Raw genomic sequence first — 17,071 nt, forward strand, 5'->3', positions numbered from 1 at the left:
CAGAAGACGGCATACGAGTTTTCTGCCTGTCTCGGGGGCTGGGAGATGTGTAAAAGAGACGGGCGCTGAGGTGGAGCACCACCGGGGAGCGGCCCACACCGAGTGACAGCCGCGCGCCTGGGCGATCCGCCGAACGCTCAGGAGTTGCCTCATGTCCCAGGCCCGCCTCATGGACGGCACCGCGCTCGCCCGCCGCATCGTGGAGGACACCGCGCGGCAGGCCGCCGACCTCACCCGGCGCACGGGAACCCAGCCCTGTCTGGCGACGGTGCTGGTCGGCGAGGACCCCGCCTCCGTCACCTACGTCCGGATGAAGCAGAACCGGTGCCGCACGGCCGGCATCGCCTCCCGGCACGTCGCCCTGCCCGCCCGCACCACCACCGAGGAGCTGGTGGCCACGCTGCGGTCGCTGTCGGCGGACCCGGCGGTGCACGGCATCCTGCTGCAGCACCCGGTGGGCGACCACATCGACGAGCGGGCGGCGTTCGAGGCGATCGCGCCCGAGAAGGACGTCGACGGCGTCACCTTCGCCTCCTTTGCCACGATGAGCTTCGGCCTGCCGGGCTTCGTCTCCTGCACGCCGGGCGGCATCCTGCGGCTGCTCGACGCCTACGACGTGGACCTCACCGGCAAGCGCGCCGTCGTGGTCGGCCGCAGCGCGATCCTCGGCAAGCCGGTGGGCATGCTGCTGCTCGCGCGCGACGCGACGGTGACGTACTGCCACTCGCGGACCGCGGACCTGTCCGCGGCGGTCCGGGAGGCGGACGTCGTGGTCGCCGCGGTCGGCCGGCCGCGGCTGATCCGGGGGCAGGACGTCAAGCCCGGCGCCGTCGTCGTCGACGCGGGCTACAACCCGGGCAACGTCGGCGACGTGGACTTCGACTCGGCCGTGGAGCGGGCGTCGCTGATCACGCCGGTGCCCGGCGGTGTCGGCCCGATGACCATCGCGACGCTCCTGGAGCAGACCGTGACCGCCGCCGCCCGGCAGCTGGGCGTGTGACCTCTGCGCCCCGTCCCCCGGACCCGCCGGGGCCGGGGGCGCCGGGGCCGGGCCGCCGACATCCGTCGGGTCGTTCACGGGCGGGGGGCGGCCGCGCGGCCATACTGGCCGTCGTGCGCGTAGCGATCATGACGGCGGGATCCCGGGGAGACGTCGCCCCCTTCACCGGACTGGGGCACGGCCTGGCCCGGGCGGGCCACGAGGTCACTCTGGTCACCCACGGATGCTTCGAACCGCTGGTCGCGGGCGCGGGACTGGCCTTCCACCCGCTGCCGGTGGACCCACGCGCCGAACTGGAGTCCTCCCGCGGGCGCGGGCTGCACCGCAGCGCCACGGGGGCCGGCAAGATGCTGCGGGCCGTCGGGCTGGCCCGGGCGGCCCTGGCCCGGATGACGGACGAGCTGGTCGCGGCGGCCGAACACAGCGACGTCCTGCTGCTGTCCGGCTCGCTGGGCCCGGTCGGGCACGCCATCGCCGAGGCGCTGGACGTGCCCAGCCTGGGCGCCCACCTCCAACCCCTCTCCCCCACCCGGGAGTTCGCGCCGCCGCTGCTGGGCGGCGGCCACTGGGGGGCGGCGGTGAACCGGCTGGCCGGACACGGGGTGAACCTCGCCGTCGAACGGGTCTTCTCGTCGGCCGTGCCCACCGTCCGGGACCGGCTGGGGCTGCCCGCCTCCCGCCTGGGCACCGGGCGGCGGATCCGCGCGGGGCTGCGCCGGCCGGTGCAGCACGGCTTCAGCCCACTGGTGGTGCCCCGGCCGCGGGACTGGCGGCGGGGCCTGGAGGTGTGCGGCTACTGGTGGCCGTACGACCGCGACACCCGCCTCCCCCCGGACCTGACCGCGTTCCTGGACGCCGGGCCGCCGCCGGTCTTCGTCGGCCTGGGCAGCGCCACGGTGCCCGACCCGGAGGGACTGAGCGGGACGATCGCGCGGGCGCTGCGCCGGGCGGGGCTGCGCGGCGTCGTGCAGCGCGGCTGGGGCGGGCTGAGCGCGCAGGGCGAGGACATGCTGACCATCGACGAGGTCCCGCACTCGGTGCTCTTCCCGCGCGTGGCCGCCGTGGTGCACCACGCCGGGGCGGGCACCACGGCCGCCGGGCTGCGCGCCGGGGTGCCCGCGGTGCCGCTGCCCGTGCAGTTCGACGAGGGCTTCTGGGCCGGGCGCCTGGTGTCCCTGGGCGTGGCCCCGTGCGCCCTTCCACTGCGCGGACTGACCGCCGAGGCGCTCGCCGCGGCGCTCACCCGCGCCACCCGCCACGCCCCCTACCGGGAACGGGCCGAGGCGCTGGGTGCGCGCATCCGCGGCGAGGACGGGGTCGCCCCGGTCCTGCGGACCTTGGCCGCGCTGGCGGGCTGAGACCCGGACGCCCGCGGGTGCCCGCCGCCCCGCCCGGCCCGCGGGCGACGCCGGTCCCGATCGACCGTCCTCCGCCGCGTGGGCGCGAGCCCCGTGCCGGTGGTCGGTCCTGCTTCCGTCACCGGGCGCAGCCCCGTACGGAACTCCCCCGCCTGCGTCCCCGGGCGCAGCCCCGTACCGAAGTTCTGCTCCGTCCCCGGGCCGGAGCCCCGTACCGATCGCTCCTGCTTCCGCCCCCAGGCCCGTACCCCGCGCGCTCAGGCCTGTTCCGTCACCGGGCGCGCGATCGCCGCGTCGGGTACCGGATCGGGGGCGGAGACCGCCTCGACCACGGCGTCGGCGTCGGCGTCCGGTTCCGGCAGCAGCAGGCCCAGGCCGGCGTACACCACCAGCGAGGTGACCAGCGGGGTGACGACGACCGCGGTCTGGGAGGCGCCGTCGACGCCGTACTTCACGAGGAAGTAGCCGCCGAGGCCGAGCGCCCAGGAGGTGAGGGCGGCCCGGGGCCCGCAGCGGCGGAAGGCCGGCAGCAGCCCGAGCAGCATCGGGATGGAGATCGGCCCCATGACGGCCGCGACCATGCCGACGATGATCCCGAGGACTCCGCCGAAGTGGTCGGCCTCGATGGCCACGACCATGGACACGGTGATGAACAGGACGGTGACCACCCGGGCCGCCCGCAGGCCCCGCTCGGTGCCCGCGCCGCGGAAGCCGGGCAGGAGCGCGGGCAGGATGTCCCGGGTGACGACCGCCGAGATGGCGTTGGCGTCGGAGGAGGCCATGGCCATGGTGTGGGAGAACATGCCGGCCAGGGTCAGGCCGACCAGACCGGCGGGCAGATAGGACTGCGCCATGAGCGCGTACGTCTGCTGCGGGTCGCCGATGTGCGGCATGAGCACCGGCGCGGCGACGGCGGGCAGCAGCAGCACGGCCGGCCACACGAGGTAGAGCGCGGCCGACAGCGCCGCCGAACGGCGGGCGCCGCGCGGGGAGTCGGTGGCCATGTAGCGCTGGGCCAGGTTCCACATGCCGCCGTTGTACTCGAAGAGCTTCACGACGACGTACGCGGTGAGGAAGCCGGCCGTGTAGGGGCCGACGAGCGGGTGCGTGTGCCCGGAGGGCAGCCGGTGCCACAGGGTGCCGAGGCCGGAGATCCCGCCGAGCCGGTCGAGGACGACGCCCATCATGGCCAGCGCGGCCACGCCCTGGATGACGAACTGGCCGAACTCCGTCAAGGCGTCCGCCCACAGGCCGCCCACCGTGCAGTACAGGAGGGTGACGATGCCGGTGAGCAGGATGCCGTGGGTCATCGACATACCGGTGAAGACCTTCAGCAGCACGGCCACCGAGGCCCATTTCGCGGCGACGTCGAAGACCTTGAGCAGGGCGCCGCTCCAGGCCAGGGCCTGCTGGGTGGGAACGTTGTAGCGGCGGGCGAGGGATTCCAGCGGGGGGGCGACCCGGAACCGTCGGCGCAGCCGGTTCCAGCGGGGCGCGAACAGCCAGGCGCCGACGCCGGTGCCCAGCGCGAGCGGCAGGAACGCCCAGACGTAGACGGTGATGCCGTAGGTGTAGGCGACCGCCGCGTAGGCGACGAAGACGGCTGCGCTGTAGCCGGACATGTGGTGCGAGATGCCGGTCAGCCCCCAGGGCATCCTGCCGCCGCCGGTGAAGTAGTCGGAGACGTCGTCGACACGCCGGTGCGACCACACGCCGATGAGCAGCATGACCAGGAAGTAGGCGCCGACGGCGGCCCAGTCGAGCCAGTGCATGGGGAGACCTTCTTCTCGCGGGGTTTCGCGGGGGTTCTCGCGGGGGTTCTCGCGGGGCGGGGATGCGGCCCGGCTTGCGGCCTGCTTCGTTCATCCGGACGAAAGTTTCGAGACATCCATCCTTCCGACGGAGCGCCCACACCCCCCAGGCGATCACATACATGAACTACTGTCAGGAATACGAATGACTCGTGGGAATCTAAGGGCGCCCGCTCAGGAGGGTCAAGGGGTGCGCACACCTTGACGGTGACGGCGCGAGCCCCGCTCCCTACAGGCGCCCGCAACGCACCGATTCATCGGCGAAACTTTCGAACACCCGCCTCGCCGGGCCGATCCCCACCCGCCGATCCGGCAGGGCGGATGAATCCTCAACAGACCCGTTCACAGCACTCGCCCTGCCCGGGACCCGGCCATAGAGTGACGTACACCACGCTGGTCGCTGCAATCCCTCACGCACGCCCATACGGTCTCTGGAGGGCACATGACCCACATCTCGGTCACGGTGGACGGCACGACGTACGAGGACGAGGTGGAGCCACGCCTGCTGCTGGTCCACTATCTGCGTGACCGGCTCGGCCTGACCGGCACCCCGATCGGCTGCGACACCTCCAACTGCGGGGCGGGCACGGTCGAGCTGGACGGCACGAGCGTCAAGAGCTGCACGGTGCTGGCCGTCCAGGCGGACGGCGGCGAGGTGACGACCGTGCAGGGGCTGGCCCGTGACGGCGAGTGGACGCCGCTGCAGCGCTCGTTCCACGAGCACCACGCACTCCAGTGCGGCTACTGCACCCCGGGGATGATCATGGCCGCCCGTGATCTGCTGCGCGAGAATCCGCACCCCACCGCCGAGGAGGTCCGCAAGGCCCTCGAAGGCAACCTGTGCCGCTGCACCGGCTACCAGAACATCGTCCGGGCGGTGCTCGCCGCCGCCCAGGAGTCCGCGGCCCCCGCCGCGCGGGCCGCGTCCGCCCGGGAGGTGACGGCATGACCGACCAGGCCGTCGAACGCGAGGTCGGCCGGGCCCGGCTGCGCAAGGAGGACGCCCGGCTGGTCACCGGCCAGACCACCTGGACCGACAACATCACCGTCACCGGGCTGCTGCACCTGGCGATCCTGCGCAGCCCCATGGCGCACGCCCGCATCGAACGGATCGACGTCTCCCCCGCCCTCGAACGTCCCGGCGTCGTCGCCGCGTTCAGCGGCCGGGACCTCGCCGACGGGCTGGGCTCGCTGCCGTGCGCGTGGCCCGTCACCGAGGACATGGTGCTGCCCGACCACCCGCCGATCGCCGTCGACGAGGTGCGGCACGCCGGCGACCCGGTGGCGGTCGTCGTGGCGCGTGACCGGTACGCCGCCGCGGACGCGCTGGAGGCGATCGAGGTCGACTACGAGCCGCTGCCGCCGGTGCTGGACCTTGAGGCGGCGCTCGCCGAGGACGCCCCGCTCGTCCACGCCGACAAGGGCACCAACCGCGCCTACGTGTGGCCGCTGCGGGCCGGCGAGGACTACGAGGCGGTCAGGCAGCGCGCGGACGTCGTCCTCAAGCGGCGCTACGAGCAGCAGCGCCTGATCCCCAACGCGATGGAGCCGCGCGCGGTCGTCGTCACCCCGCTCGCCGCCTCCGGCGAGTACACCGTGTACTCGGCGACGCAGATCCCGCACATCCTGCGGATCATGCTGTCGGTGGTCACCGGCGTGCCCGAGCACAAGCTGCGGGTGGTCGCCCCCGACGTGGGCGGCGGCTTCGGCTCCAAGCTCCAGGTGTACGGCGAGGAGGCCGTCGCGGTGGCCGTGGCCCGGAAGCTGGGCCGCCCGGTGAAGTGGACCGAGTCCCGCTCCGAGGGCTACCTGGCCACCCACCACGGCCGCGGCATGATCCAGGACGTCGAGATCGCCGCGACCCGCGAGGGCAGGCTGCTCGGCCTGAAGGTGGACCTGCTCGCCGACATGGGCGCCTACCTGATGCTGGTCACGCCGGGCGTGCCGATCCTGGGCGCGTTCATGTACCCGGCGATCTACAAGATGGACTCCTACGACTTCACCTGCACCGGCGTGTTCACCACGAAGACCCCCACCGACGCCTACCGGGGCGCCGGACGCCCGGAGGCCACGTACGCCATCGAGCGGGCCATGGACGAGCTGGCCGCCGAGGTCGGCCTGGACCCGGTGGAGGTGCGGCGCCGCAACTGGATCCGGCACGAGGAGTTCCCGTACACCTCCATCGCCGGTCTGACCTACGACAGCGGCAACTACGAGGCGGCCACCGACAAGGCCCTCGCCCTGTTCGGCTACGACGACCTGCGCGCCGAGCAGGCCAAGCGCAACGAGCGCGGCGACACCGTACGCCTGGGCATCGGGATCTCGACGTACACCGAGATGTGCGGGCTCGCCCCGAGCCGGGTGCTGCGCGACCTGCGGTACTCGGCGGGCGGCTGGGAGGCGGCGAGCATCCGCATGCTGCCCACCGGCAAGGTCGAGGTGGTCACCGGCACCAGCCCGCACGGACAGGGCCACGTGACCTGCTGGAGCCAGATCGCCGCGGACGTCCTCGGTGTGCCGTTCGAGGACGTCGAGGTGGTGCACGGGGACACGAAGGTCGCCCCGCAGGGCATGGACACCTACGGCTCGCGCTCGCTGGTCGTCGGCGGCGCGGCGGTGCACCGGGCCGCCGAGAAGGTCGTGGACAAGGCGCGCAAGGTGGCCGCCCACCCGCTGGAGGCCAGCGAGGACGACCTGGAGTTCAAGGGCGGCGTGTTCTCGGTCAAGGGCTCCCCGGAGGCCCGCAAGACCATCCAGGAGGTCGCCTTCGAGACGTTCACCTCGCACGACGTGCCCGACGGCATGGAGCCCACCCTGAACGCCGAGCACGTCCTCGATCCGGAGAACTTCTCCTACCCGCACGGCACCCACCTGTGCGCGGTCGAGGTGGACACCGAGACCGGGCAGACCCGTATCCGCTCCTACGTCTGCGTGGACGACGTGGGCCGGGTGATCAACCCGATGATCGTGGAGGGGCAGGTGCACGGCGGACTCGCCCAGGGCATCGCGCAGGCCCTGTACGAGGAGGCGGTGTACGACACGGAGGGCAACCTGGTGTCCGGCACGATGGCCGACTACCTCGTGCCCTCGGCGGCCGACCTGCCCGAGTTCGTCACCGACCGCACGGAGACCCCCGCGGTCTCCAACCCGCTGGGTGTCAAGGGCGTCGGCGAGGCGGGCACCATCGCCTCCACCCCGGCCGTCGTCAACGCGATCGTGGACGCGCTGCGCCCGCTGGGCGTGCACGACGTGCGGATGCCGTGCACGCCGGAGCGGGTCTGGGAAGCGGTGCGCTCCGCGCAGAAGGAGGGCTCGGCATGATTCCCCCCGCATTCGACTACGCCCGGCCGACGGACCTGGACGAGGCCGTGCGCACCCTCGCCGACGCCGGTGAGGACGCGAAGGTGCTGGCCGGCGGGCAGAGCCTGCTGCCGCTGCTGAGGCTGCGCCTGGCCTTCCCCGAACTGGTCGTCGACGTCGGCCGGATCCCCGGGCTGCGCGGGGTCCGCGAGGAGGGCGACACCCTCGTCATCGGTGCGCTGACCACACACCACGACGTGATCCACGATCCGCTGGTGCGCCGCCACGCGGGCCTGCTCGCCCAGGCCACCGAGACGGTCGCCGACCCCGCCGTCCGCCACCGCGGCACCCTCGGCGGCTCCCTCGCGCACGCCGACCCGGCCGGGGACCTGCCCGCGGTGGCGCTGGCGCTGGACGCCGAGCTGGTGGCCGTGGGACCGGGCGGGCGGCGCACGATCCCGGCCCGCGACTTCTTCGCCGACTATCTTCAGTCCACGCTGGCCCCCAACGAGCTGCTGGTGGAGGTCCGGCTGCCCAAGCGGGAGGGCTGGGGCTTTCGCTACGAGAAGTTCCACCGGGTCGCCCAGTCCTGGGCGATGGTCGGGGTGGCGGCGCTGGTGCGGCGCGAGAACGGGCACATCGCCGAGGCGCGCATCGGCCTGACCAACATGGGCGCCACCCCGCTGCGGGCGTCGGCGGCCGAGGAGGCGCTCGTCGGCGCCGGGGGCGCGGACGCGGTGGCGCGGGCGGCGCAGTCGGCGGCGGAGGGCACCCGGCCGTCCCGGGACGCCTCCGCCTCACCGGAGTACCGGGCGCACCTGGCCCGGGTGCTGACCAAGCGGGCGGTCCTGGCCGCCACCGGGACGGGGTGAGCGCCGATCATCCCCGTCGACAGCCCCGAACAGGTACGGGCCCGCCTGGAGGAGACCGGCTACCTCGTCGACGACGGGCTGGCGGTGGCCTGCTTCCTGGCGCTGAAGCTGCACCGGCCGGTGTTCTGCGAGGGCGACGCGGGCGTCGGCAAGACGGCGCTCGCCGCCGCCCTCGCCGAGGCGTTCGGCGCCCCGCTGATCCGGCTGCAGTGCCACGAGGGCATCGACGCCTCGCAGGCCCTGTACGACTGGGACTTCCCCCGGCAGCTGCTGCACCTGCGGGCGGCGGAGGCGGCCGGGGTGAAGGACGCCGAACGGTTGGAGCGGGAGCTGTACGACCGGCGGTTCCTGCTCGCCCGGCCGCTGCTGCGGGCGCTGCAGACCCAGCCGTCGGTGCTGCTGGTGGACGAGATCGACCGTGCCGACGACGAGTTCGAGGCGTTCTTGCTGGAGGTGCTGTCGGAGTTCCAGGTGACCGTGCCCGAGCTGGGCACGCTGCGGGCGGACGAGCCGCCGGTCGTCGTGCTCACCTCCAACCGGACCCGGGAGGTGCACGACGCGCTCAAGCGGCGCTGCCTGTACCACTGGTTCGGCCGCCCGGGCTTCGCCCGGGAGCTGGCCATCGTGCGGCGCAGACTGCCGGAGGTGTCGGCGCGGCTGGCCGAGCAGGTGACCGCGCTGGTGCAGGCGCTGCGCGCCGAGGACCTGCTGAAGCCGCCGGGTGTGGCCGAGACCCTGGACTGGACGCGCGCCCTGGACGCGCTCGGCGCGAGCGAGGTGGACGCCGAGCTGGCGGTGGCGACGCTGGGGTCGGTGCTGAAGTACCGCGAGGACACCGACCGGGCCCGGGCACTGGACTTCGCGGCGATCCTCGCGGGACGGCCGACGTGACCGGCGCGGTGGGCCCGGGGCGCTGCGGCGCGGGCGGCACCGGTCCACGCCCGGGCCCGGAGGAGCCGCCCCGCGCCGATGCCGTGCTGCTCGGCTTCGCGCGGGCGCTGCGCGCGGCCGGGGTGGACGCCGGCGCCGAGCGCACCCACGCCTTCCTGCGGGCCGTGGACGCGCTGCGGCCCGGCGTGCGAGCGGACGTGTACTGGGCGGGACGGCTGACGCTGTGCGGCGACCGGGACGACCTGGAGCGCTACGAGCGGGTGTTCGCCGCGTACTTCGGCACCGCCGACGCGCCGGTGCGGGCCGTGCGGCCCGCTCCCCGGCCCCGGCTGCGCCCCGTGCTGCGCGAGGCGCCCGCCGGATCCCGTACCGGCGCCTCGGACCGGGAGCCGCAGGGGCCGCCCGTCGCCTCGCTCGCCAGCTCCGCGGAGGTGCTGCGCCACCGCGACGTGGCCGAACTGGACGCCGCCGAACGCGCGCAGCTGCGCCGGCTGCTGGCGGCGTTCGCCCTGCGGGGCGCGTCGCGGCGCAGCGCGCGGCGGCGGCCGGCCCGGCGCGGCACCGTCGATCCGCGCCGCACCGTGCGGGAGATGCTGCGGCACGGCGGCGAGCCGGCGCTGCTGCGGCGGCACGCGCGGGTGGACCGCCCCCGGCGGGTGGTGCTGCTGGTGGACGTGAGCGGGTCCATGGCGCCGTACGCCGACGCGCTGCTGCGGTTCGCGCACGCGGCGGTCCGGGGGCGGCGCACCGAGGCGTTCACCATCGGCACCCGGCTGACCCGGGTGACCCGGGAGCTGTCCCACCGCGACGCGGACCTGGCGATGGCCGCCGTCGCCGAGGCCGTGCCCGACTGGAGGGGCGGCACCCGCCTGGGCGAGCTGCTGCGCGCCTTCCTCGACCGGTGGGGGCAGCGCGGCATGGCGCGCGGCGCGGTGGTGGTGCTGCTGTCCGACGGCTGGGAACGCGGCGATCCGCGGTTGCTCGCCGAGCAGATGCGCCGCCTGCACCGGCTGGCGCACCGGGTGGTGTGGGCCAACCCGCGCAAGGCGCGGCCCGGGTACGCGCCGCTGGCCGCGGGCATGGCGGCGGCCCTGCCGAGCGTGGACGCCTTCGTCGAGGGACACAGCCTGGCCGCGCTGGAGAGGCTGGCGGCGGTGGTGCGCGGTGCGGACGCCGGGCCGCCGCGGGCCCGCGCGGCCGGTGGGAAAGGAGCGGAGCGTGCGTGACATCCTCCCGGTGCTGGAGCGCTGGTACGCCGCGCGGGTGCCGTTCGGGCTGGCCACCGTCGTCTCGGTCAGCCGCAGCGCGCCGCGCGAGCCGGGTGCGGCGATGGCGGTCGGCCCGGACGACGAGGTGGTGGGCAGTGTGTCCGGGGGGTGTGTGGAGGGCGCGGTGTTCGAGCTGGCCCAGGAGGTGGTGGCCGACGGCGAGGTGCGGCTGGCGACCTTCGGCTACAGCGACGAGGACGCGTTCGCGGTCGGGCTGACCTGCGGCGGCGAGATCGGTGTGCTGGTCAGGCCGGTGACGCCGGAGTCGGACCCGGCCTTCGGAGCGGTGGCCGCGTCGGTGGCCTCGGGGGAGCCGGTGACGGTGGCGACCGTCGTCGACGGGCCCGCGCCGCGCGGGGCGGTGCTCGCGGTGTGGCCGCGGACGGTGACCGGCACGCTGGGCACCACCGGCCTGGACGCGGCGGTCACGGCGGACGCCCGCGGCGAGCTGGCGCTCGGCGCGACGGGGCTGCGCCACTACGGGCCGCGCGGTGAGCGGCGCGAGGACGCCGTCACCGTGTTCCTCCAGTCGTTCGCCCCGCCGCCGCGCATGCTGGTCTTCGGTGCGATCGACTACGCCGCCGCGGTGGCCCGGATCGGCGCCTTCCTCGGCTACCGGGTCACGGTGTGCGACGCCCGTCCGGTCTTCGCCACGCCGAAGCGGTTCCCGGACGCCGTGGAGGTGGTGGTCGACTGGCCGCACCGCTATCTGCACGCCACGGACACCGACGAGCGCACCGTGATCTGCGTCCTCACCCACGATCCGAAGTTCGACGTGCCGCTGCTGCAGGAGGCGCTGGGCCGGCCGGCCGCCTACATCGGGGCGATGGGCAGCCGCCGTACCCACCACGACCGGCTGGAACGGCTGCGGGAGGCCGGGGTGGGCGAGGAGGAACTGGCCCGGCTGCGCTCCCCCGTCGGCCTGGACCTGGGGGCCCGGACCCCGGAGGAGGTGGCCGTGTCCGTCGCCGCCGAGATCATCGCGCTGCGCTGGGGCGGCACCGGAACGCCCCTGACCGCGACGGCCGGCGCCATCCACGCCACCGGTTCCGCCTGAACGCGAGACCCGCCGCCCGTTCCGCCCGAGTGCGAGGAGGAAGTCATGGAACTGCGCCACGAGTTCACCGTTCCCGTCCCGGTCGACGACGCCTGGCGGGCGCTGCTCGACATCGAGCGCGTCGCCCCCTGCCTGCCGGGGGCGACCGTGGAGGAGTTCGACGGCAAGACCGTGACCGGTTCGGTGAAGGTGAAGCTGGGCCCGATCACCGTCTCGTACAAGGGCACGGCGGTCTTCGAGGAGCAGGACGAGGCGGCCCATCGGCTGGTGCTGGCGGCCAGCGGCAGGGAGACGCGCGGCCAGGGCACGGCACGGGCCACGGTGACGGGCACGCTGACCGAGCGCGACGGCGGCACCGCGGTGTCGGTGCTGACCGATCTGACGGTGACCGGGCGCCCCGCGCAGTTCGGGCGCGGGGTGCTGGCGGAGGTGGGCGACCGGCTGGTGGGGCAGTTCGCGGACTGCCTGGCCGAGCGGCTGGCCGGCCCGGCGGCGCGGGCGCCGCAGGACTCCGGCGCGGCGGACGAGCCGGCGCCGCCGGTCCGTCCGGAAGCGACCGCCGGGCACGAGGCCCGGCCCTCGGCCGGCCCCGGCCCCTCCGGGTCCTCTGTGCCACCCGCGTCGTCTGTGTCACCTGCGTCGTCGGCATCGTCCGCCGGGGAGGGCGGCGAGAGGATCGCGGGACTTCCCAGGGAACGTCGGGAGGAGGCCGAGGCACTGGATCTGCTGCGCGTGGTCGGGGTGCCCGTGGCCAAACGGGCCGCGGTGGGCGTCGGGGCCGTCGCGGTGGTGGCGCTGCTGGTCGTGTCGGTGCGCAGGCTCTGGCGGCGGTGACGCGGGGGTGTGTCCAGTGACGCTGTGACGCGTCCGATGACCCGGTGGTGTGCCCGTGGGGCTGAGGAGTGTGGACGGTCCTGTGTGACCGGTGTGATCTGCGATTTCCTGATTTCTTCCCCGTTCGGCGGATTGCGTGATTGGGTCGCGGTACAAGGGGTAGGCGGCCAGCGACGGATGAGGCGAGGCATGCACGCCTCTGCCGGCACATGTGCGGCACACCCCTCTGTTGGAAGGAGGTCCGTGACAGCGCACAGTCGCAGTCACCGGGCCGATTCCGCGTACGGAGCGGCCCGGATCTCGCCGAGAAGTCGGAAACGAGAAAGGGAAGAGTGACCCCGGGGCGGCCCGCGAACGGGCCGCCCTCCGTCATGGGCGCCTCGCAGCGGCTCCTCCTCCGTCATGGGCACCTTGCACAGGGCCCGGCCTCCGCGGACGCCCGGCACGGTCACCGGGCTCCGCCACCCGGCCCCGCCGCCCGCGTCGGCGTCGCTTCCCCGTCACTTCCCCCGGGTGGGCAGCAGCGCCCCCGGCAGCAGGGCCAGCACCAGCACCGTCCCCGCCGCGTACAGGCCGGCCGAGCCGAGGGCCAGGGTGTGGAAGCCGCGCAGGAAATGCCCCTGGTGGGCGGGCTGTCCGGCGACGGCCCCGGCCACGGCGATGCCGATCGCGCCGCCCGTCTGACGGGCGGTGTTGCTGACCGCGGACGCGAGGCCGGAACGTTCTTCGGGGACGGCGGCGATGGCCGCCGCGACCACGGCGGGGGTCAGCACCCCGAGGCCGATGCCCCACAGCAGCAGCGCCGGCAGCAGCACCGGGTACGCGGAGTGCGGTTGCGCACGCGTCAGCAGGGCCATCCCCATCGCCGCGCAGAGCAGGCCGGCGGCGGCCGGGAGCCGGGCGCCGATGCGGCTGGTGACCCGGCCGCCGAAGGGCGCGATCACCGCGAGCGGGGCGAACAGCGGGAGGACGGCGAGCCCGGCGTTCAGGGCGGAGCGTCCCTGGACGGGCTGCAGGTACAGCATCAGCACGAACAGGGTGCCCAGGGTGCACAGGTTCATGATCCCGGCGGCGGTGTTCGCGGCGCCGAACGCGGGCCGCCGGAACAGGGCCGGCGGCAGCATCGCCGTGTCGCCCCGCCGGATCTCGGCCGCACCGAGCGCGAGCAGGGCGACGACGGCGACCGCGGCGGCGGCGAGGACCTGCGGCGCGCCGGCGCCCGAGCGGCCGCCCTGGATGAAGGCGTAGGTCGCCGCGAACAGCAGCAGCGCGCCGAGCAGCATGCCCGGCAGGTCGGGCAGCGGCGCCCGGCTGTCGCGGCTCTCGCGCACGGCCACCACCGACCAGACCAGCGCCACCAGCACGATCGGCACGTTGACCAGGAACACCGAGCGCCAGCCCAGCCCGTCGACGAGCGCGCCGCCGACCAGCGGCCCGGCCGGCAGGGCCAGGCTGCCGATGCCCGCCCACAGCCCGATCGCCCGGGCGCGGGACGCCGGGTCGGGGAAGGCCCGGCCGATGATGGCCAGCGTCCCCGGCAGCAGCAGGGCGGCGCCCACCCCCTGGACCACCCGGGCGGCGACGAGCACCGGTACGTCCGGGGCCAGCCCGCAGGCCAGGGAGCCCACCCCGAAGACAGCGAGCCCGGCGAGGACGACGCGTCTGTGGCCGTACCGGTCGCCCGTCGTACCGCTGGTGAGCATGAGCGAGGCGAGCGCCAGCGCGTAACCGTCGACCACCCACTGCAGGCCGCCGACGTCGGTGCCCAGCCCCGAGCCGATCGCGGGCAGGGCGACGTTGACGACGGTGACGTCGAGCAGCACCAGGAAGTACCCCGCGCACATCACCAGCAGGACGGTGCGCGGCGAACCGGCACGCCGCGCCTGACCCACCGCAGGGTCGTGGAGTGTCGCCGATGCCTTGGTCATGCTCCAGGGGTACCACCGGGGTCCGACAGGTACCCCTGGCCCCGCGGACCGGAGGCAGTGACGCCGTCAGCGGGCGGTGCGCGGCGGCAGCCGGTGGAGTTCGACCTCGGTGAGGCGGCCGCCGGTGACGGTGGCGGTCATGTAGGTGCAGTACGGCTGGCGGCGGCGGTCGGTGGGCGACCCCGGGTTGAGCAGGCGCAGCCCGGTGGGGGCGGTGGTGTCCCACGGGATGTGGCTGTGCCCGAAGACCAGCACGTCCAGGTCGGGGAAGCGGGCGGCGCAGCGGGCCTCGCGGCCCTGGGCGGGCCCGGTCTCGTGGACGGCGCCGAAGCGCAGCCCGCCGAGTTCGGCGCGGGCCACCTCGGGCAGGCGGGCGCGCAGCTCGGGGCCGTCGTTGTTGCCGTGGACGCCGATGAGCCGGCGGCTGCGGCTCTCCAGCAGGTCGAGCGTGGCCGTGTCCACCCAGTCGCCGGCGTGGAAGACCACATCGGCGCGCGGAAGCTCGGCGAGCAGCTGCGCGGGCAGCTCCTTGGCGCGCTTGGGGAGATGGGTGTCGGACATCAGCAGCAGGCGCACGCGGTCAGCGTACTGCGGGGGCGCGGCCGGGATGCGGCGCCGAGCCGCCCGACGACACGGCGCCGAGCCGCCCCGGATACGGCGCCGGGCCGCGCCACGATACGGCGCCGGGCCGCGCCACGATACGGCGCCGGACCGTGGCGCGCTGGGGCATCGAGCGAAAAGAACAGGCAAACTGTTCAGTCCGAACTGGACAGCCTGATCTGGCGTCTCTAGGGTGATCGGCATGGACCGGAACCCCGCCGAGGCGCCCGGGGGCATCTCCGCCTCCGCCGCGCGGGCCGCACGCGATCTGCGGGTGGCGTTCAGCCGGCTGCGCCGCCGCATCCGCGAGGTCGCCCAAGACGACGACCTCACTCCGCCGCAGGTGTCGGCGCTCACCCTGGTCGGCAAGCACGGGGCCGCCACGGCCAGCGCCCTGGCCGCCGCAGAGGGGGTCCGCCCGCAGTCGATGGCCACGACCCTCGCGGCGCTGGAGCACCAAGGGCTCATCCGGCGCAGCCCCGACCCGGACGACGGCCGGCGCCAGCTGGTGACCCTCACCGACAGCGGCCGCCGCCGTCTGGAGGGCGACCGGCAGGTCCGCGAGGAGTGGCTGGCCCGCGCGCTGCAGGACCGTTACACCGAGGCGGAGCGGCAGACCCTGCTGGAGGCGTTCGCCCTGATGGAACGCCTCACGCGGCCCTGACACCCCCGCCGTCCCTCGACATCCCCCACACGCCGGGCATGCCCGCACCACCCGAAACGGGTCCCGGGCGCGCCCGCACCATGCGAAAGGCCTGAACCTCATGGCACTGACCACCCTCGACCCGCGCACCGCCCTCGTCGTGATCGACCTGCAGGCGGGCATCGTCGGCGCACCGACCGTTCCCTACCCGGGCTCCGAGGTGGTCGCCCGCACGGTGGAGCTGGCCGACGCCTTCCGCGCCCGTGACCTGCCCGTGGTGCTGGTCCGGGTCTCCTTCGCCGCCGACTTCGGAGACGTTCCGCCCGGCCGCACCGACACGCCTGCCGCCGGCGGCAGCCGCCCCGAGGGCTGGGACGTCATCGTCCCCGAGCTGGCCGGGCACCCGGGCGACATCCACGTCACCAAGCACAACTGGGGCGCCTTCCACGGCACCGACCTCGATGTGCAGCTGCGCCGCCGCGGGGTGACGCAGATCGTGCTGACCGGCATCGCCACCAGCATCGGCGTGGAGTCCACCGCCCGTGCCGCGCACGAGCACGGCTACCACGTCACGCTGGCCACCGACGCCATGAGCGACCTCGACGCGGACGCGCACGCCAACAGCGTGGCGCGGATCTTCCCGCGCCTGGGCGAGACCGGCACCACCGCCGAGATCCTCCAGCTGCTGGCCAAGACTCACGGCTGACCCTCCGGGACACGCACACACGGGGGTGCCCGGCGCGCTCGGCGCCGGGCACCCCTGATGTGCCTGGTCGGAACCCGTCCGGCGGGCCGTGCCCGCGGGTGCTCAGTCCTCGCCCCGCACGATGTTCCCGTCACAGGCGTCCTGGTCCAGCGGCGGTCCGAGGTGGTCGTCGACCGCGGGCACGCAGGTGCGCACACGCTCCTCCCGGTCCCGGCGGGATGTCGCCCAGGCCGTCTGCGAACGACGGCCTGCCGGTATGTCGGTGGTGTGCGCGATCACGACGCCTCATCTTCCTTCTGCGTCCGGGCGGTGGGGTGCAGGTGTGCGGGCCGGGTCCCCGGAAAGGCCCCGGCCAAACGTGTGCCGCCCCGGCCCGGCCCTCGTCACCTGCCGCCGGGGCCGCCGCTGCCGAAGGAGCCGCTGGAGCCGGGCTCCCAGCGCGGGCGGCTCTGGTCCTCGCTTCGCCTGCTGCCGGACGCCCCGAGTTCGTGCGGGGTCAGGCGCCGGCCGGTCTCGTCGGCGTCGGGTACCTCGTCCGGTTCGCGCCGCTGCTGTGTCTCGTAGACCGGACCGGAGTCGGGGAGCTTGGGGTGCTCGCTGTGCCGGGGGGTGCGGGATTCGCGCTGCATCACCTTGATGCCGAGTCGGAAGGCCCAGATCAGCACGCCGACGACGATGATGCCGCCGATCACGACCAGAGCGATCCCGGCGCCCGAGCCGGCGGCGACTGTCTCATATCGGGTGGTGTCCATGGCGTCCGGGTACCCGCCCGGCCGCGGCGGATGCGTGCCGGTCACCACCCG

The 17,071-nt window shown here is 74.6% G+C and carries 16 protein-coding genes; 11 read left to right on the top strand and 5 right to left on the bottom strand.

Going from position 1 to position 17,071, the window contains the following annotated elements:
* The first annotated feature begins 151 nt into the window (after window positions 1-151).
* Together GV126_RS34735 and GV126_RS34740 are read left to right on the top strand one after the other, a co-directional pair.
* Window positions 152-1,000, top strand: a complete 849-nt coding sequence (locus tag GV126_RS34735) for a bifunctional 5,10-methylenetetrahydrofolate dehydrogenase/5,10-methenyltetrahydrofolate cyclohydrolase (protein ID WP_159675315.1) — start codon at window positions 152-154, stop codon at window positions 998-1,000.
* 128 nt (window positions 1,001-1,128) lie between these two features.
* On the top strand, window positions 1,129-2,358 hold the full coding sequence (locus GV126_RS34740; protein WP_159675339.1) for a glycosyltransferase: 1,230 nt from the start codon (window positions 1,129-1,131) through the stop codon (window positions 2,356-2,358).
* 257 nt (window positions 2,359-2,615) lie between these two features.
* Here the strand turns inward: GV126_RS34740 and GV126_RS34745 are convergent, their stop codons facing one another.
* Window positions 2,616-4,130 (bottom strand): sodium:solute symporter family protein, encoded by a 1,515-nt coding sequence (locus tag GV126_RS34745; protein ID WP_159675317.1) that lies wholly within the window; start codon window positions 4,128-4,130, stop codon window positions 2,616-2,618.
* 481 nt (window positions 4,131-4,611) lie between these two features.
* Here GV126_RS34745 and GV126_RS34750 point away from each other — a divergent pair, with 481 nt between their 5' ends.
* From GV126_RS34750 to GV126_RS34780, 7 genes are all read left to right on the top strand, one after another.
* Window positions 4,612-5,118 carry a (2Fe-2S)-binding protein gene (locus GV126_RS34750; protein ID WP_159675319.1) on the top strand — a complete coding sequence of 169 codons (507 nt, stop codon included), beginning with the start codon at window positions 4,612-4,614 and terminating at the stop codon, window positions 5,116-5,118.
* Window positions 5,115-7,490 carry a xanthine dehydrogenase family protein molybdopterin-binding subunit gene (locus GV126_RS34755; protein ID WP_159675321.1) on the top strand — a complete coding sequence of 792 codons (2,376 nt, stop codon included), beginning with the start codon at window positions 5,115-5,117 and terminating at the stop codon, window positions 7,488-7,490. The genes GV126_RS34750 and GV126_RS34755 overlap by 4 nt, the downstream gene beginning before the upstream one ends.
* A complete protein-coding gene (locus GV126_RS34760) occupies window positions 7,487-8,341 on the top strand; it encodes an FAD binding domain-containing protein (protein ID WP_159675323.1) in 855 nt (284 codons plus the stop codon). The genes GV126_RS34755 and GV126_RS34760 overlap by 4 nt, the downstream gene beginning before the upstream one ends.
* Window positions 8,342-8,347: 6 nt before the next feature.
* Window positions 8,348-9,232 (top strand): AAA family ATPase, encoded by an 885-nt coding sequence (locus tag GV126_RS34765; RefSeq protein ID WP_438947891.1) that lies wholly within the window; start codon window positions 8,348-8,350, stop codon window positions 9,230-9,232.
* An 83-nt stretch (window positions 9,233-9,315) separates the two neighbouring features.
* Window positions 9,316-10,458 carry a vWA domain-containing protein gene (locus GV126_RS34770; protein WP_236570383.1) on the top strand — a complete coding sequence of 381 codons (1,143 nt, stop codon included), beginning with the start codon at window positions 9,316-9,318 and terminating at the stop codon, window positions 10,456-10,458.
* Window positions 10,451-11,557 (top strand): XdhC family protein, encoded by a 1,107-nt coding sequence (locus GV126_RS34775; RefSeq protein ID WP_159675325.1) that lies wholly within the window; start codon window positions 10,451-10,453, stop codon window positions 11,555-11,557. The genes GV126_RS34770 and GV126_RS34775 overlap by 8 nt, the downstream gene beginning before the upstream one ends.
* A 45-nt stretch (window positions 11,558-11,602) precedes the next feature.
* On the top strand, window positions 11,603-12,391 hold the full coding sequence (locus GV126_RS34780) for an SRPBCC family protein (RefSeq protein ID WP_159675327.1): 789 nt from the start codon (window positions 11,603-11,605) through the stop codon (window positions 12,389-12,391).
* Window positions 12,392-12,891: 500 nt separating this feature from the next.
* Here GV126_RS34780 and GV126_RS34785 read toward each other — a convergent pair whose 3' ends face one another.
* Both GV126_RS34785 and GV126_RS34790 read right to left on the bottom strand, forming a co-directional pair.
* Window positions 12,892-14,319: an MFS transporter gene (locus GV126_RS34785; protein WP_236570382.1), complete on the bottom strand. Its 1,428-nt coding sequence runs from the start codon at window positions 14,317-14,319 to the stop codon at window positions 12,892-12,894.
* 66 nt (window positions 14,320-14,385) lie between these two features.
* Entirely contained in the window at window positions 14,386-14,895 is a 510-nt protein-coding gene (locus GV126_RS34790; protein ID WP_159675329.1) for a metallophosphoesterase family protein, read from the bottom strand.
* A gap of 226 nt (window positions 14,896-15,121) precedes the next feature.
* On the opposite strand from GV126_RS34790, the gene GV126_RS34795 reads away from it, so the two are divergent.
* Together GV126_RS34795 and GV126_RS34800 are read left to right on the top strand one after the other, a co-directional pair.
* Window positions 15,122-15,583, top strand: coding sequence for a MarR family winged helix-turn-helix transcriptional regulator (locus GV126_RS34795; RefSeq protein WP_159675331.1), 462 nt, complete (start codon window positions 15,122-15,124; stop codon window positions 15,581-15,583).
* A gap of 100 nt (window positions 15,584-15,683) precedes the next feature.
* On the top strand, window positions 15,684-16,268 hold the full coding sequence (locus tag GV126_RS34800; protein ID WP_159675333.1) for a hydrolase: 585 nt from the start codon (window positions 15,684-15,686) through the stop codon (window positions 16,266-16,268).
* 102 nt (window positions 16,269-16,370) lie between these two features.
* Here GV126_RS34800 and GV126_RS34805 read toward each other — a convergent pair whose 3' ends face one another.
* Both GV126_RS34805 and GV126_RS34810 read right to left on the bottom strand, forming a co-directional pair.
* Window positions 16,371-16,547 carry a hypothetical protein gene (locus GV126_RS34805; protein WP_159675335.1) on the bottom strand — a complete coding sequence of 59 codons (177 nt, stop codon included), beginning with the start codon at window positions 16,545-16,547 and terminating at the stop codon, window positions 16,371-16,373.
* Between the two features lie 104 nt (window positions 16,548-16,651).
* Window positions 16,652-17,071 (bottom strand): DUF6479 family protein (locus GV126_RS34810; RefSeq protein ID WP_328707387.1); only part of this gene is annotated, 420 nt, incomplete at its 5' end.

Origin of the sequence: Streptomyces mexicanus (assembly GCF_902506575.1) — a bacterium.
Classification (GTDB): Bacteria; Actinomycetota; Actinomycetes; order Streptomycetales; family Streptomycetaceae; genus Streptomyces; species Streptomyces mexicanus.

Coding starts and splice junctions, on each gene's coding strand:
- GV126_RS34735 (WP_159675315.1), top strand. CDS start 152: ATGTCCCAGGCCCGCCTCATGGACGGCACCGCGCTCGCCCGCCGCATC.
- GV126_RS34740 (WP_159675339.1), top strand. CDS start 1,129: ATGACGGCGGGATCCCGGGGAGACGTCGCCCCCTTCACCGGACTGGGG.
- GV126_RS34745 (WP_159675317.1), bottom strand. CDS start 4,130: ATGCACTGGCTCGACTGGGCCGCCGTCGGCGCCTACTTCCTGGTCATG.
- GV126_RS34750 (WP_159675319.1), top strand. CDS start 4,612: ATGACCCACATCTCGGTCACGGTGGACGGCACGACGTACGAGGACGAG.
- GV126_RS34755 (WP_159675321.1), top strand. CDS start 5,115: ATGACCGACCAGGCCGTCGAACGCGAGGTCGGCCGGGCCCGGCTGCGC.
- GV126_RS34760 (WP_159675323.1), top strand. CDS start 7,487: ATGATTCCCCCCGCATTCGACTACGCCCGGCCGACGGACCTGGACGAG.
- GV126_RS34780 (WP_159675327.1), top strand. CDS start 11,603: ATGGAACTGCGCCACGAGTTCACCGTTCCCGTCCCGGTCGACGACGCC.
- GV126_RS34785 (WP_236570382.1), bottom strand. CDS start 14,319: ATGACCAAGGCATCGGCGACACTCCACGACCCTGCGGTGGGTCAGGCG.
- GV126_RS34795 (WP_159675331.1), top strand. CDS start 15,122: ATGGACCGGAACCCCGCCGAGGCGCCCGGGGGCATCTCCGCCTCCGCC.
- GV126_RS34800 (WP_159675333.1), top strand. CDS start 15,684: ATGGCACTGACCACCCTCGACCCGCGCACCGCCCTCGTCGTGATCGAC.